Below are 16312 nucleotides of genomic sequence, written 5' to 3'. Positions count from 1 at the left end.
AAATAAATTCTTACCCATTTTTCTATCACACTCACCCATAAATTCTGCTATCTACCCATTCTGGCTATAAAAAAGTATATCCACATTCTATTTTCGGTTATCCGATTGCCGTTCTTTTCGTAACTTCTATCCACCATCTTCTTAACCTAAACCGGCATGAGGGTTTTGTTATGAGAAAACAATTCATTTTAATTAGCCTTTCATTTTTCTTATTTTCTTACCTGAATGGCCAGGAGCCTACCAGAAAAATTATTGACAGTACTAAAAATGAACTTAAGACTGCAAAAGGAAATAAAAAAATAGATTGCTTGAACCTTCTTGCAGAAGCCTATTATGATATCTGGGATGAGGATGATAAACAGCTTGACACAGCTTGTATGTACACTGAAGAGGCCTATAAACTTGCAAAAAATTCTGGTTACAAACTAGGACTAGGCTATGCACTTTTATGGAAAGCCCAATGCTTTGGAGGCCGTGTAGATGATAATAGAAACAATAATAATTCTGAAGCCAATTATACAGAGGCTTATAACTATGCAAATAAAGCAATACAAATTGGAGAAGAAATAAAAGATTACAGATTGGCTGGAGATGTATATGACATGTTGAAATGGCTCGAACGTTGGAAAGGCGATCAAGCGAAGTTTAAAAATAATGTTGAGAAAGCGATCTACTACTATGAAAAATCAATGCCTAAAAAAATAACCGGTCATTTGGGCATTTCCCAATGTGAACAATGCAAAGGAAATGAAGGTCAGCTTGCCTGGTTATATCAATTACTTGCAGGAATAAATGCGCCAGAAAAAGGGATTACTCCTGAAGTAAGGGAGCAAGTAGACAAGGCCATTTATTACTACAAGATGACTGGAGATAAATCTTCTGTAGGTAATTTATATGTACAGTTAGGTAATTTTTACTATCGCCAATATGAATACCGATCAGCGGAATTCGCATACTTACAATCCATGCAATACCTTCATGAGGCAGGGGATATAGAGCAAGAATTGACAGTGACCAATGAATTATGTAAAACTTATGAAACAAATGGTGAATTTGAAAAAGGTATTGCCACATTAAAGAAAAGTGTATCTCTAATTGAAAAATATTTCAAAAACAAACCCGCGGGCAGCGCAAAGACTAGATCAGCCGGGCAGGCTTACTTCTGGATGTCAAGACTCTACAAAACTGCAGGCGATTATGAAGGAGCATTAGCGGCTATTCGTTACGGCCGTCAATATTATCCATCAGCATTTGATTCTGCTTCAAGGAACCCATGGATGGCAGAGATTGGCGATGTACATCGTTTACTTGGGAATTATGATTCGGCTATGTACTACTTAAAGGACTTCCAGTTTACAGATAACAATCCAAACAATTTCGGCAAAATGCATCTTGGATATTTGTATCTCGATCTTAAAGAGTACTCAAAAGCTCTTTCATTGATTCTTCCTTACTATAAAAATTTGAAAACAATAAACAGGATCACTCCGCCTATTGCGCAAACACTCATGATAGCAGGCAATGCATCAAATGGCGAGAAAAAATATGAACAGGCATTACAATATGCCAAAGAAGCACAGATTTACCTTAGGCAAATGAATGGGCGATTGCTCATGATTACTAATTATAAACTTCTTTCGGATATCTATTCTAACTTAAAACAACCTGACAGCGCCTTCACATATTTGAAACAATACACCAAACTCAAAGACTCACTGATCACTCGTCAATTTTATTTTAAACTAAACGCTTTAAAAAATGAATCCCAGGAACAGAGAAAAACCAGTTTAATTCAATTACTTCAAAAAGACAACCTGATTAAAGCACAACAGCTTCAACAACAATTTTTAATAAAAGAACAAAATGAAGCGCAACTCAGCCTTTTAGATAAAGACAATGAAATAAAAGGGCAGCAACTACAGATTAAAGACCAGGAACTAAAGCAACAACTTCTGCTTAAAAATCAAACCCAATCTCAACTAATCCTTTCAGATAAAGAAAACAACTTAAAAGACCAGCGATTGAAACAACAAGCCTTCATCCGCAATGCCCTCCTTGGAGGGCTTTTGCTGTTTATACTATTGGGGGTTTTTGTTTTCAGAGTTTTTTCTTTGAAACGTAAAAACGAAAAGCTTTTAATCAAAAAAGAACAGGCGGAGCTTCAGCAAAAAGTTGCTGAACTGGAAATGCAAGCCCTCCGTGCCCAGATGAACCCGCATTTTATTTTTAATTGTCTTAACTCCATCAATCGTTTCATTTTTAAAAATGAAACTACCGCAGCATCCGATTATCTTACACGTTTCTCGAGATTGATAAGAATGGTATTGCTTCACTCACAAAAAAAACTGGTACCGCTGGAAGATGAACTGGAAATGCTGAAACTTTACCTGGATATGGAAAGGTTACGTTTTAAAAATGCTTTCGATTATCATATCACTACTACCAATGCCATTGAAAACTCCTCGGTATTTATTCCTCCCCTGCTTTTACAACCCTTCTGTGAAAATGCGATCTGGCATGGGCTGATGCACAAAGACGGGCATGGACATTTAAATATTGAACTAAATGAAACAAACGGAGTTTTACATTGTGCAATTACAGATGATGGAGTAGGAAGGGAAAAAGCCGAAGAATTCAAAAGCAAGTCAGCTGAAAAAGAAAAATCAATGGGACTAAAAATTACCAAAGAAAGATTATCATTATTGAACCAGGGTACAACCGGAGGTACATTTTATGAGATTGAAGATCTAAGAAACGAACATGGAGAAATTTCCGGCACAAGAGTACAATTAAAGATCATGTATAAAGAATCAGTTGAAGAAATGGTATGAATAAAAAAGAATGTTCACAAAACTCCCCTTTAGGGGATGGGGGTATATATGCTTAAAGCTATCATTATAGATGATGAACCTTATTGCTGCGAGATATTGGCAGCAATGCTTGAATCCGACTGCCCGGATGCAGAAGTTACAAGTATCTGCAGTAATGCCTCTGATGGATTAACCGCCATCCGCCAGCACTCACCTGATCTTGTTTTTCTCGATGTAGAAATGCCAAAGATGAATGGCTTTGAAATGCTGGAACAATTACCAGCTATAAATTTTCATCTCATCTTTACTACCAGCTATGATCAGTATGCATTAAAAGCGATCCGTTTCAGTGCTATAGATTATTTACTCAAACCTATTGACAGGGAAGAACTAAAAAAAGCTGTACAAAAAGTAAAAGAAAGACAACAGGTAACAATTCCGCAGCAATTGGAAATACTGATGGAAAAACTGAAACAAAACTCCAATCCCGCAAGTAAAATAGCATTGCCAACCATGGAGGGATTACAGATGATACCGATTGAAACAATAGTCAGTTGCGAGTCGGACGATAACTACACAGAAATAAAATTGAAAGGCGGGAAAAAATTACTGGTCACCCGTTCATTAAAAGAAATAGAAGAGATCCTGGAACAGCATTCATTTATCAGGGTACACCGCTCCTATCTTGTTAATCTGAATGAAATTGAAAAATACATTAAAGGTGAAGGCGGCTATTTGGTAATGAGTGATGGAACTTCTATTGATGTCGCAAGAAATAAGAAAGAAATATTATTGAAAAAACTACTCCCCTATAAAGAATAAAAGCCATTTAAAAAATATCAATGGCGGTTATCTAAAAAAATGGTTGTTCGTCTAATTAAATTGCCCTCCACAAATCTTTTAATTAATTTGGGAGCTTTGAAACCGAAACCATGGTCCGTAACTATTTCCTATTTCGTTTGCTATTTATTGGGGCTTTTTTATCAACTTTAATTTCCGGTCTTTATGCTCAGGAAACCAATAGCCGTGCTTCCGGTAGAGTGATTTCAGACAGTAATGAAACTCAAGTTAATGTTACAGTTACAATAATTCACGAGCCCACGCAAAACAAATATGTTAATCTAACAAATAAAGACGGTTATTTCTATTTCTTCAACCTCAAACCCGGCGGGCCATACAGTATAACTTTCTCTTCTGTTGGTTATGAAACATTAAAAAAAAATGATTTGTTCATTCATCTAACAGGTGAATATTTTTTTATAAATAACTCTGAGATAGCTGATTTTACTTTAAAGAAAAAAAATATTGCCTTAGATGAGGTTATTATTAATGCCCGATCCGATAACCGGAATAAAAGCGGTGTAGAAACAATTATTACCGGCACGGTATTAAAGTCTATGCCTTCAATCGGCCGTAGCTTCCAGGATTATATAAGACTAGTACCCCAGGCAAAGGTCAATGGCGAAGGCGTCATGTCATTGGCAGGGCAAAACAACCGCTTTAATGCTTTCTTTATTGACGGAGCAAACAATACTGACATAAAAGGAACGTCTGTAAACGGAATGAATGGCGGGCAAACAGGTGCACCTCCTGTTTCCATTGAATCGATCGAAGAAATAAATGTTTTGCTATCACCTTACAATGTACAATACGGCAATTTTACCGGCGGAAGCATTAATGCAATTACCCGTTCTGGCAGCAACGAGACCAAATCTTCAGCCTGGTATTATTTCAGAAATGAAAACCTTGCAGGCCGATCGCCACAACCTGTCGAAAAGCCTAATGAACCGGGTAATTATTATCGCCCCCGCTTATCAACATTTTTTAACCAGGTTTTTGGAGCATGGAACAGCGGAGCCCTGATAAAAAACAAACTATTTTATTTTGCGTTAGTTGAAAGACAATCCGAATCAAGACCGCAACCATTTAATATGGCTGATTATCGCGGCAACAGCAACCAGCAGCAATTGGAGCTATTGTCAGGTTTTATTCATGATACTTATCAATATGACCCGGGATCTTTTCTGGAAACAAAAGATGAATTAGATGCAACACGATTAAATTTAAAATTGGACTGGAATGCTTCTTTAAAAGATAAATTCATGCTGAGCTATCGCTATAGCTATGCCAGTCGAAGGACAGCTCCCCGTCCCAGCGGCGCCAATGCTATTTCTTTTGACAACAATGGGATCATCTTACCCTCCTGCACACATTCATCATCCCTTGAATGGTTGCGTTTTTTAAAACCCGGCATGAATAATCGCTTGCTGTTAACTTTTACCAATGTTGCTGAAGTTCGGAAATGGATCGGGGAGCCGTTTCCTTCAGTTACCATCCTTGATGGTAATGGCACTCTCAGTTTTGGAAGCGAAGCCAACACAGACAGCAATGATTTTAAAGCCTCTGATCTTAGTTTGTTTGATGTATTTACTTACATTAAAAAGAAAAGTGTATACTCAATTGGAACAGACATTAATTATTCAGCTTATAACTTGCAGCTTTTATCGTTTTTTTTTGGTGCCTATCAATTCAGGAGTCTAAGTGATTTTGTAAATATCATTGCACCTTCCCGACTCCAGCGTGCATTTTACCAGGATTCAAGGATCTCCGAAAAATTCCACACATTAAGAAGCAGTTTTTTTGCAAACGATGAGATCAGGCTTCGTAAAAATCTTAAACTAAATTTTGGTCTCCGTCTTGATGTGAATTCAATCGTATCAAAGCCGGCCATTGACCAGTTTTTTAATGACACTGCCATCAATATCATTTCACGTTATTATGATCTTGAAGGGGCGCGGTCTGGTAAACCAATGGATGCGCAATGGGGACTCTCCCCCCGATTCAGCTTACATTATAACTTATTAAATCAGAAGATAAATTTAACAGGAGGGGCAGGAATATTTATTGGACACCCCATTAACTCTTGGACCTTTGACGTATTCAATAGCAGTACGGGCAATATCGATATTGTTCCGTCGCAATTTTATCCCGATCCTTACAATCAGCCAACTCCGGAATCATTAAACATGGATCCATCCAATCTCAAAGGAGCACTAAACTTAATGGCTAAGCATTATAAGTATCCTTCGGTTTTCAGATCGTCATTTACTGCTGAAAAAAAATTGCAAAACAACTGGACAATTTCAATAGAAGGAATTTTCACAAAGAATATTCATGAAACTGTTTTCCGTAATGTAAATATTTTACCACCCACCCTGACATCGGCATTACCCGATTCGAGAAATATCTATTCTCTTAATTCTGCTCCGACCAAAATACCATTAAAAAGCAATGGGATAAATCCATTTAGCCAGGTCATGTTACTTGCAAATAATCATGGTAAAAAAGGAAGTTCATACAGTCTAAGTTTCATTATTCACAAACAAGCAAATAGTTTTTCCTTTAACAGCAGCTATACTTATGGCCGGTCAAACCTTTTATTTGAAATAACCGGCCCTCAAACCCTCGTTCTTTCACAATGGAGGAATATGGAAACAGTAAATGGCAGAAACTTTGCTCCTCTTTCCACTTCCGATAATGATCTGAGACATCGCATTACAACCTGGATCTCAAAAAAAATAAATTATTCAAAAAACAGAACAGCAACAACCATCTCGCTTTTCTATAACGGCCAGTCGGGATCGCCCTATAGTTATGTGTATACAAATAGCATGATCAACGATAATGGAAAAAGAAATGAAAACTTTGATCTTATTTATATCCCAACTACAAATGATCTTATAAATATGAGCTTTGCCCCGATCACAGGTTCTGTGTCATATACTCCACAGCAGCAAAAAGATGCATTAAATGTTTTTATTGAAGGCGATAAATATTTAAGAGAACACCGCGGAGAATTTTCGCAACGAAATGGAGCAAGACTTCCATTTACTCATATTATTGATCTCAGGTTACAGCAAGACTTTACTTTAAAAATAAAAGACAAAAAAGTTGGACTTACAATTACTTATGATGTATTCAACTTTACGAATATGCTTAACAAAAACTGGGGACACACCTGGTTCTTAACAAATGATAGCTACCCGCTGATAACATTTGAAAGTTTTATCAGCACAACAACGCTTACTCCTCAATATCAATTCAGGCCATTCAATGGAAAGCCCTGGACATTGCAAACCAGCACCATTCCCGGCAATAGTGCCCGCTGGATAAGTCAGTTGGGTATTAAAATAAATTTGAATTAAAAACTATTGTGTTTGCAGTCTTTCCATAACAACCTGCTTATACAAACGGCCAATAGGGATTTCTTTTGCATCCAACTGAACTGAAAGGCCATTATATCCTGAAATTTTATTCAGTGAAACCATGTATGACCGATGAACCCTCATGAATTTGTGATCGGATAACAGGTTTTCCATCGCACTAATCGATTGTTTTACAAGAATATTTTTCCCGTTTGAAAGAAAAAGTTTTACATAATCCTTCCAGCTTTCGATATAAATGATGTCATTCACAAAAATTTTTTTCATATCCTTATCTACTTTCAGATATACGAACGCTTCAGGGTTCGGCTTATACTCAACAGTTGTAGTTACAGTTTCCTTGTCAATTACCCTGTTTAGTTTTGTAATAGCTTTAAAAAATCGTTCAAAGGAAACAGGTTTTACGAGATAATCAACCGCATCCAACTCGTATCCTTCTACTGCATAATCACGATAAGCAGTTACGAAAATAACTTTCGGAGGATGGGATAAGTTTTTTAGAAATTCGGTGCCCAATATTTTGGGCATTTTTATATCCAAAAAAATAACATCGACAGTTTTTTGATGCAGAACATCCAAAGCTTCAATCGCATTTTTACATTGGGCAACAATTTCAAGCCCATTAATATTGGAAATATAAGAAGCCAAAACCTTTAAAGCAGGAGGTTCATCATCTATAAGTAAGCAACGCAGCTTCATAGTGCAATTTTTTCAGCAGCATGTAAATTACTCTGTGAAGAGATAACCGGACTATTCTTTTTTGCTTTTAGCTCAACAAATAACGAAACTACAAAGAAATTTCCTTCATCATTAACCTTAAGTTCATGCTTGTCCGGGTATATGAATGATAGTCGTTTTTGTACATTCTGCATCCCGATTCCGTGGGTATTAACCGGCATATACTCGTTTTTGCTGTTAGCAATTTTGCATCTAAGTGTATCTTGTCTTACTGAAATATCAACACTCAGCCAGGGTTTTTCAAGTTGCTCGGAAGTGCCGTGCTTAAACGCATTTTCCAAAAATGGAAACATTAATAAAGGAGCTATAAATTTATCTTTGATGTCCCCTTCAATATCCCATGATATTTCAATCTTATTACCATATCGTTCTTTTTCCAGGTCAATATAATTTTTCATTATTTCGATTTCCTTTTCCAGCAATACTTCTTCTGCCCTGCAATCATACAACATATAACTAAGCAGTGAAGAAAGCTTCAAAATCAGACCGGGAGTTTTGGGCGAATTTTCCAATGAGAACGAATAGATGTTATTAAGTGTATTGAAAAGAAAGTGCGGATGCACCTGCGCCTTCAACAGCTGCAATTCGGCGGTTATTTTCTCTTTTTCTGCCTTCATCCATTCCTGTTGTTTTTTAAACCAGTACTTAAATAATTTAAAGATGGCAACATTTGTTCCATGCACAATAAGCAACATATAGGAAGGAAGTTGCCAACCACCTCTTGCAATAGTGCCGAAGTGCATGGCTTCTTGTGCAGGAACAAGAATATAAATCCTATAATAATAATTGATAGCCACTCCGGCAATAATCCATAACAGTGCAGAGAAAGCAAATTGCACGAATTTTCCCCTTAATAAAAATTTAGGTACAATAAAATAGGCCAGTAAATAACTATAGGGAATGACAACAGGTAACCAGCCCGATACATTAAAGAGGTTGTGCCAAAGAGAAAAGTCCTGGGATACAGAATTGCGGCGTAGCATAAAATTCAACAGAACTGTCCAGAAAATTGTGTGCAGCAACCAATAAAATATATGTCGCCGTAAACGGTACCGGGGAGAAAAAATAAAATCAATGGTTTTAAAAGCCTTCATTTGGTGCTATCTCTTGCAAAATAAGAATTTACTCTTGTTCACAGGACAACTAGATCGTAAAAAAGACCAACCGCTTTTATTTCCGATAAACGGCAGGATTGTCTTTACCAAAGCCATTAAAGCACTTTGTCGGCTTTATTTCTAAGAAACATTGCACTAAGCTATTAAGGTTAGAAATTGAATCCATGTAGTTCTATTTTGCTTTCACAATCAAAATCAAATCTAATTTTTCATCACTTAATATTTTTTTATGAGAAAGAGATTACAGTACACAATTCTGTTTTTATCATTCGCTACTCTATTTGCTACTTCCTGTCAAAAAGAGACAAACAATTCAAACCGTTCAGTAAACACTGAACCTGCAAGTGCAGCGGGTTTAAATAACAATGGTAATCATTTCGGTAATATAAGTCCTGAAATGGTTTTACGTTGGAATGATGCAGCCACTTATGTTGTATTAAGAACATTGCAACTACAAGCTGCACCACGCATCCCGCCATTTCGTGAAAGCCATTACTATGCTATGGTTAACCTGGCAATGTATGATGCATTAAATAATATTGTACCTAAATACAAAAGCTATGCTTTAAATGCAAGAGATAAAGATGCTGATCCGGATGCAGCAGTAGCACAGGCGGCACATGATGTTATTTCTTTTTTCTTTGGCAAACTGAACCCACCTGCAAATAATACACCTCAATCGATACAGGATTCTATTCATAATTTGTTAGTTCAATCTTTGAGTTCAATTCCAAACGGCGAAGCAAAAACAAAAGGGATCGCATTAGGGATTGCAGCTGCTCAAGCAATTATTCAAAACCGGGCTAATGATGGGAGTGCCACTGCAGTATTTGCGATCACTCAAGGCACATTACCGGGAGAATATCGTTCCACTCCTCCTTTTACTGCAAATGGATTTTATGATTCACCCGGTTGGGGTAATGTAAAACCATTTGGTATACAAACCAGTATCCAGTTTGTGGTTCCACCTCCTTATTCTTTAATAAGTTCGGAATATACTGCTGATTATAATGAAGTAAAAAGATTAGGATGTGCGACATGTACCGGTGCAAATGGCCGTACTGAAGACCAGGAAAAAATTGCAAGATTTTGGGTTGAAAGTTCGGCATTCGGATGGAATAAAGTTGCAAAAGCAATCATAGAACAAAAAAACATAGACGCATGGAAAACAGCACGGCTGCTTGCACTATTACAGATGAGTATTGCAGATGCATACATTGCGTGCCTTAAAACAAAAATGATCCATTTCTTCTGGAGACCATATACTGCAATTCTTTTGGGAGATATTGATGGTAACCCTAATACAATTGCTGATCCGACCTGGCAGGTACTTGTTGCTCCTATTCCACCTATCGCTGATCATCCTTCTGCTCATGCCGCCGCTGGTGGTGCTGCAGCAGAATTGTTGAAACATTTTTTTGATAAGGATAATTTCAATTTTTCATTTAGTAGTACTTCATTACCTGGAAACCCAAGAAGCTATACAAGTTTTTCACAAGCTGCAAGAGAGAATTCTTTATCGAGAATTTATGTAGGATATCATTTTCGAAAAGCTTGTATCGATGGCGAAAATTTAGGAAACAGTGTTGGCAACTGGATAGCGACACATTCATTATTGGAGAATTAATGTTTATCAAAATATTTTGGTTAGAAAAACCATAAAACATGAAAATGAGATTACATCTTTTAAGTTATATAATAATTTTATTTATCGCTATTACTTCCTGTCATAAAGGGAATGAAAATAAAAATGGCTATGATTATACTGCACCACCACCGCCATCCCGGCCATCAAATCTGCCTCCAATAGTAATAGACAGTTTGAGTGGCAGGACATTCCAATTTGACAGTCTTACCTGGAACACGGTATACGACGAGGGTATGGAAAGAGATTTCACTTTAGTAACGACTCCTCCAAGGCCAGGTCTTTTTAGCATATACAGGCAGTTTGAAGTTTCATTAAAATTGGAAAACTCCACAGATTGGTATTATGCACAACGCAGCCCTATATATGCTCCTAATGATTTTTATTATTGGTATTATAGTAATCTCACAACATTACGTATTCTGACGAATAACGAAACTCCCGATCTAGTTGGCAAAAAGGTTACCGTACGGGTTAAATTTCCATAACCAGACTGATAACAGGTAAAAATAAAAATCATGAAAGCCAAAATAACAGTAACCATAATGATTCTCACTGTTTTTGTTATTTCATCTTGCAGTAAAGATGGCAGTACTTACTCCGGGTCTGGAAGTGGCTCCCCAGTACTCCCACCTCCCCCACCGCCCAACCAGGAGGTTTTTTATAATCAACCGTGGGATACTGCTTCAAACGGATATAAACTACAGATAAATACACAGCGATTAACCCAGGAGCAAATTATCAGGGGAATAAATGTAGAGATTGCTGTATTGGGTGCTGGCGAAAGTCCATGGGTAAGAATCCCTGTGAGTTATTTCGATCCCAATTTAACAGATACTGTTCATATTTCGTATTCGGCAACACCAGGACAGCTACAACTATTTGCCAGGACAACCTTTGAATTAAACCATCATCAATCAGATGTTTTAATAAAGTACAAATAGGTAAAATTCAACTGAAGTTTGGTGAGTTAATAAAATCACTAATATGAAATTATTCTTCAAAAAAGTTGCTCCTTTTTTATTATTGGGCTTTTGCTTTTTTATATCCTGCCGGAAACACAACTCCTGTATGGATTGCAACAACATACAACCTGTGGCAAAAGCTGGAAATGATTTTTTTATTTTTTTACCACAGGATAGCGTTACTCTTGATGGAAGTACTTCATATGACCCCGATGGAAATATCAGTGCTTACAATTGGTCTCACATCAGCGGCCCGGCTTCTTTTACAATCACTACCTCTCAATCTGCTATCACTAAAATAAAACAATTGGTTATTGGAGTATATAAATTCGAATTAAGAATAACAGATAATAAAGGTGCTGTTGGCAGAGATACAGTAACCATAACAGTAACAAATTCAACAGGAGCCAATCAGCCTCCTGTTGCCAATGCAGGTGCAGACCTAGAGATCACTTTACCCAATAATACAGTTAATCTTAATGCCGGACAGTCCACAGATCCTGAAAATAATATTACTGGGTATCAATGGTCAAAAATTTCGGGACCTTCATCATTGAATATTGCAAATCCAGCTTCATCACAAACACAAATAACATCTCTTACTGAAGGTGTTTATCAATTTGAATTAAAAGTTACGGATGCAGGTGGATTATTCTCCCATGACACAGTACAAGTTACAGTTCATCCGGTAGCTGCTATTGAACCTTGCAGTAACAGGCCTGTTATTAATGTAAACCTTATTCCGATAGGCACACTTTCTGAAGCAAGAATTGCATTAAGCAGCGGTACAGCCGGTGGCAAAATTTTATTTGCAGGTGGCTTTGTTCCTTTCGGTCATTATTCTTCAAGAGTAGATATCTACAATACTGTAACAAATACATGGTCAACGGCAGAACTAACAATACCGGAAAGACAGGGCATGGCAGTTGCATCAGTTGGAAGCAAAATATTGTTTGCAGGCGGTGGAGATAATGATAACGGTATTACAACATCACGGGTTGATATCTATGATGCAGTTAACAATTTATGGTCAATTGCTGAATTAAGTAAAAAAAGAGAGTTCATGACAGCAACTACTTTAGGAGATAAGGTTTTCTTTTCTGGTGGCGGTGATTGGGAACCAAATCTTATTGGAAGCTCAAGGGTTGACATCTATAATAATTCAACAAATACATGGTCTACAGCTTCCATGGGTACCGGAAGAATGGATCATAGTGCTACAACAATTGAAAATAAAATATACTTCGCAGGAGGTACGGCTGGTTATTGGGTTTCGCTGAATGTATTAAACTCAATTGACATTTATGATGGAGTTACGGACACTTGGTCGACATCCGTATTTCAAGGAGATTCAAGAATGGCTCATGCATCTATTGCTGCAGGAAATAAAATATTCTGGGCAGGCGGAAATAAATATGCAGCATTAAACGGTGGATTTATATTATCAGATAATGTTGAAATAAGGGACCTATCCACAGGAACTTCCAGCTATGCATGTATAAGTCCAAGAACTTTTTTTAATGCAGTGCAGGCAAATGATAAATTGATATTTTTCACAGGTAATAACAATGCTGCAATAACAAACAACAGGATCGATATCTATAATTTAAGCACAGGCACCTGGTCAATTGGTGCATTGCCAGTAAATATTAATTCTTCTACAATTATTTCTGTAAACAATTCAGTTTATGTAGCCGGTGGTTATCTAAACGGATCAGTTTCAAGCCAGGTTTGGAAATTGGAGTTTTAAATTCTCTAACCATGCAATCAACAATATGAAAAAAAAATCTCTTTTATTGGTGATATCATTGATTGTAATGCATGCCGTATTTTATTCGTGTAAAAAAGAAACATCGTGTGAGAATTGTAAAGATAGCAATAAACCCCCTATCGCAGTTGCTGGCATTGATCAAATCGTCACTCTGCCAACCGATAGTATTCTCTTAAATGGTTCTGCATCCACCGACCCTGATGGAACAATAAATGAATGGCTCTGGAAAAAAATTTCCGGACCTGCTGCATTTAATATTATTAATGCCACCTCATCTTCAACTGTTATAAAAAATCTTTCAAAAGGAATATATCAGTTTGAACTAAAAGTAGCAGATAACGATGGGCTTTTTGCAAAAGATACAGTTATGATAACTGTAGATTCCGTATTAACAAATAATCATCCACCAATTGCAGATGCCGGACCTGATCAAACCATTCTTTTACCAATAAATAATGTATTACTTGATGGTGGCAATTCTTTTGATCCCGATAATAATATTTCCAATTATAGCTGGACAAAAATAAACGGGCCTTTATCATTTAATATCGCCAACTCTAATGCTACACAAACAAGTGTGACGAATCTTATACAGGGTACTTATCAGTTTGAACTAAAAGTAACAGATAACGATGGGCTTTCTGCAAAGGATACAGTTATGATAACTGTAGATTCAGTATTAACGAGTAATCATCCACCAATTGCAGATGCGGGACTTGATCAAGCAATCCGTTTACCAATAAATAATGTATTACTTGATGGTGGCAATTCTTTTGATCCAGATAGTAATATTTCCAATTATAGCTGGACAAAAATAAACGGGCCTTTATCATTTAATATCGTCAACTCTAATGCTACACAAACAAGTGTGACGAATCTTATACAAGGCACTTATCAGTTTGAACTAAAAGTAACTGATGCAGGAGGGTTGTTTTCAAAAGACACAACTACTGTCGTGGTAACTAGTAGCACGAACAATTTACCACCTGTTGCAGTCCCAGGAAATGACTCAATAATTTATTCCAGCCTGCCGGCATGCAGTGCGGTACCGCTAACTTTAATTTTAGATGGGAGTAGTTCATATGACCCCGATGGGAATATTATTTCATATCATTGGAGCGGCCCAGGTACAATTTCAAACCCGAATTCCTCTAGCACTACAGTAACCGGATTATTTCAGGGTACTTTTAATTACTCACTCATAGTAACCGATAATAATGGATCAAACAATACAAAATATATTGTCTTTACAGTCTTAACAGGCGGTAGACCTGTAGTAAATGTAACCATGACTCCTTTAGGAAATCTTTCTAAACCGAGAATGGAACTAGCAACTGCATCAGTTGGAAATAAAATATTTTTTGCTGGTGGTTATACAAGAGAGGGTCCATCTGCATGGGCAGGTGAATCAAGAGTTGATATATATGATATTAATTCTAATTCATGGAGCGTAGCAGAGCTCAGTGTGGCAAGGCATGGTATTGCAGCTGTATCGGCTGGAAATAAAGTCTTTTTTGCCGGAGGACACACGAGTTTTTATGGCGATGTTGATATAAGTGAATATGCAACTGTTGATATTTATGACGCTGCAACAAATTCGTGGTCGGTTGCATCACTGAGTGAACCGAGAGGTTATATTTCAGCTACCACAATAGGCAACAAAGTTTTTTTTGCAGGAGGTTACTGGATCGAAAGCTTCGCAACATTTCATTATAGCAACAAAGTGGATATTTATGATCTCTCCACTAATACATGGTCTACAGCAACCCTTAGTGAAGGAAGAACCAGTATATCAGCAGTAGCGATTAACAATAAAGTTTATTTCGCTGGAGGAGAAACAGGACTTTGGACAATTGGTGGCCATCAGCTATTTGATAAAATAGATGTTTACGATTTAACCACAAACTCCTGGTCAGTTTCAACATTGGACGAGCCTAAAGTGAGAATGGGAGGTTTTGCTGTTAATGATAAAATATATTGGGCTGGAGGGGAAAATAGTCAAGGCACCGTTTGTAAAGTTGAGGTCAGAAATGCAAATACTCAGGCCACTTCATTTGATTATTTATCACACCCAACTACAGCAGAGTACGCTGTCTTAAAGGATAATAAAATATTATTTACAAACCTCTGGCAACATTTTGATCTATATAATTTGAATACTAACACCTGGTATACAGGTTTATTACCAATTAAAAGAAGTGAAGCGGGATTAATTTCTGTCAATAATAAAATTTATTTAGCAGGTGGATGGGCACATGAAACTCAAAATTCAATTAGCGGAGTTTGGAGGATCGACTTCTAGAAAATATGATTTTGTTTTAAGTATAAGTTTATAGTGATATAAAACAAAAAAGCCTCTCAGAATAAACTGAAAGGCTTTTTTAATAAATATGGCAGCTACCTACTCTCCCGTATTGTGGTACAGTACCATCGGCCATGAGGGGCTTAACTTCTCTGTTCGGTATGGGAAGAGGTGAACACCCTCGGCAAAACCACCATAAGTCGTTTATCATGCTTCAATAAAAAAGCACAACATAATAACTTTACATATTGGAAAATGTTAGAGAGTACCCAGCGCTTTGTTTTTAGAAAACAAAGAAAAAAATTAAAGCGTACGGGCAATTAGTACTACTCGGCTTTAGTGTCACCACTTTTACACCTGTAGCCTATCAACGTCATAGTCTCTGACGGCCCTTAAAAGAAGACTCATCTTGAAGTAGGTTTCACGCTTAGATGCTTTCAGCGTTTATCCTGTCCGTACATAGCTACTCAGCATTGCACCTGGCGGCACAACTGATACACCAGCGGTACGTACGACCCGGTCCTCTCGTACTAAGGTCATGTCTTCTCAATCTTCTAACGCCCACCACAGATAGGGACCGAACTGTCTTGCGACGTTCTGAACCCAGTTCACGTGCCACTTTAATCGGCGAACAGCCGAACCCTTGGGACCTTCTCCAGCCCCAGGATGTGACGAACCGACATCGAGGTGCCAAACCTCCCCGTCGATATGAGCTCTTGGGGGAGATCAGCCTGTTATCCCCG

The 16312-nt window shown here is 37.3% G+C and carries 10 protein-coding genes and 2 rRNA genes; 8 read left to right on the top strand and 4 right to left on the bottom strand.

The genetic code is table 11. The annotated features are described in order from the left end of the window. The first annotated feature begins 170 nt into the window (after nucleotides 1-170). The 3 genes from E6H07_19845 (at nucleotide 171) to E6H07_19835 (ending at nucleotide 7015) form a co-directional block, all read left to right on the top strand. Nucleotides 171-2831, top strand: coding sequence for a hypothetical protein (locus E6H07_19845; GenBank protein ID TMI61287.1), 2661 nt, complete (start codon nucleotides 171-173; stop codon nucleotides 2829-2831). Nucleotides 2832-2879: 48 nt separating this feature from the next. Then, nucleotides 2880-3632: a response regulator transcription factor gene (locus E6H07_19840; GenBank protein TMI61286.1), complete on the top strand. Its 753-nt coding sequence runs from the start codon at nucleotides 2880-2882 to the stop codon at nucleotides 3630-3632. A 110-nt stretch (nucleotides 3633-3742) separates the two neighbouring features. Continuing rightward, nucleotides 3743-7015, top strand: coding sequence for a TonB-dependent receptor (locus tag E6H07_19835; protein TMI61285.1), 3273 nt, complete (start codon nucleotides 3743-3745; stop codon nucleotides 7013-7015). Nucleotides 7016-7018: 3 nt separating this feature from the next. On the opposite strand, the gene E6H07_19830 is transcribed toward E6H07_19835, so the two are convergent. After that, a complete protein-coding gene (locus E6H07_19830; GenBank protein ID TMI61284.1) occupies nucleotides 7019-7732 on the bottom strand; it encodes a response regulator transcription factor in 714 nt (237 codons plus the stop codon). After that, nucleotides 7729-8865: a hypothetical protein gene (locus E6H07_19825; protein ID TMI61283.1), complete on the bottom strand. Its 1137-nt coding sequence runs from the start codon at nucleotides 8863-8865 to the stop codon at nucleotides 7729-7731. Before E6H07_19825 ends, E6H07_19830 begins: the two co-directional genes overlap by 4 nt. Before the next feature lie 250 nt (nucleotides 8866-9115). Here E6H07_19825 and E6H07_19820 point away from each other — a divergent pair, with 250 nt between their 5' ends. Genes E6H07_19820 through E6H07_19800 form a run of 5 tightly spaced genes read left to right on the top strand, consistent with a single transcriptional unit; the run spans nucleotide 9116 to nucleotide 15569 of the window. Continuing rightward, a complete protein-coding gene (locus E6H07_19820) occupies nucleotides 9116-10513 on the top strand; it encodes a phosphatase PAP2 family protein (GenBank protein ID TMI61282.1) in 1398 nt (465 codons plus the stop codon). Nucleotides 10514-10557: 44 nt separating this feature from the next. Further along, entirely contained in the window at nucleotides 10558-11019 is a 462-nt protein-coding gene (locus E6H07_19815) for a hypothetical protein (protein TMI61281.1), read from the top strand. A gap of 30 nt (nucleotides 11020-11049) precedes the next feature. After that, the gene (locus tag E6H07_19810) at nucleotides 11050-11475 is read left to right on the top strand and encodes a hypothetical protein (GenBank protein TMI61280.1); all 426 of its coding nucleotides are present in this window, start codon (nucleotides 11050-11052) and stop codon (nucleotides 11473-11475) included. Between the two features lie 43 nt (nucleotides 11476-11518). Further along, the gene (locus E6H07_19805; protein TMI61279.1) at nucleotides 11519-13246 is read left to right on the top strand and encodes a hypothetical protein; all 1728 of its coding nucleotides are present in this window, start codon (nucleotides 11519-11521) and stop codon (nucleotides 13244-13246) included. Nucleotides 13247-13271: 25 nt separating this feature from the next. Continuing rightward, the gene (locus tag E6H07_19800) at nucleotides 13272-15569 is read left to right on the top strand and encodes a hypothetical protein (GenBank protein ID TMI61308.1); all 2298 of its coding nucleotides are present in this window, start codon (nucleotides 13272-13274) and stop codon (nucleotides 15567-15569) included. 86 nt (nucleotides 15570-15655) lie between these two features. On the opposite strand, the gene rrf is transcribed toward E6H07_19800, so the two are convergent. Both rrf and E6H07_19790 read right to left on the bottom strand, forming a co-directional pair. Next, nucleotides 15656-15767 (bottom strand): 5S ribosomal RNA (gene rrf / locus E6H07_19795). Nucleotides 15768-15868: 101 nt separating this feature from the next. Then, nucleotides 15869-16312: ribosomal RNA gene (locus E6H07_19790) — 23S ribosomal RNA — on the bottom strand; the annotation flags it as partial.

It is taken from the genome of Bacteroidota bacterium, from assembly GCA_005882315.1.
In the GTDB taxonomy this organism is placed as follows: domain Bacteria; phylum Bacteroidota; class Bacteroidia; order Chitinophagales; family Chitinophagaceae; genus VBAR01.
Note: the sequence above shows the minus strand (reverse complement) of the source record. Positions and strands in the feature narration are given on the sequence as shown.

What these genes read in the sequence shown, in the direction of transcription:
- E6H07_19815 (TMI61281.1), top strand. Translation starts at nt 10,558, where the DNA reads ATGAGATTACATCTTTTAAGTTATATAATAATTTTATTTATCGCTATT.
- E6H07_19805 (TMI61279.1), top strand. Translation starts at nt 11,519, where the DNA reads ATGAAATTATTCTTCAAAAAAGTTGCTCCTTTTTTATTATTGGGCTTT.
- E6H07_19820 (TMI61282.1), top strand. Translation starts at nt 9,116, where the DNA reads ATGAGAAAGAGATTACAGTACACAATTCTGTTTTTATCATTCGCTACT.
- E6H07_19800 (TMI61308.1), top strand. Translation starts at nt 13,272, where the DNA reads ATGAAAAAAAAATCTCTTTTATTGGTGATATCATTGATTGTAATGCAT.
- E6H07_19810 (TMI61280.1), top strand. Translation starts at nt 11,050, where the DNA reads ATGAAAGCCAAAATAACAGTAACCATAATGATTCTCACTGTTTTTGTT.
- E6H07_19845 (TMI61287.1), top strand. Translation starts at nt 171, where the DNA reads ATGAGAAAACAATTCATTTTAATTAGCCTTTCATTTTTCTTATTTTCT.
- E6H07_19840 (TMI61286.1), top strand. Translation starts at nt 2,880, where the DNA reads ATGCTTAAAGCTATCATTATAGATGATGAACCTTATTGCTGCGAGATA.
- E6H07_19825 (TMI61283.1), bottom strand. Translation starts at nt 8,865, where the DNA reads ATGAAGGCTTTTAAAACCATTGATTTTATTTTTTCTCCCCGGTACCGT.
- E6H07_19830 (TMI61284.1), bottom strand. Translation starts at nt 7,732, where the DNA reads ATGAAGCTGCGTTGCTTACTTATAGATGATGAACCTCCTGCTTTAAAG.
- E6H07_19835 (TMI61285.1), top strand. Translation starts at nt 3,743, where the DNA reads ATGGTCCGTAACTATTTCCTATTTCGTTTGCTATTTATTGGGGCTTTT.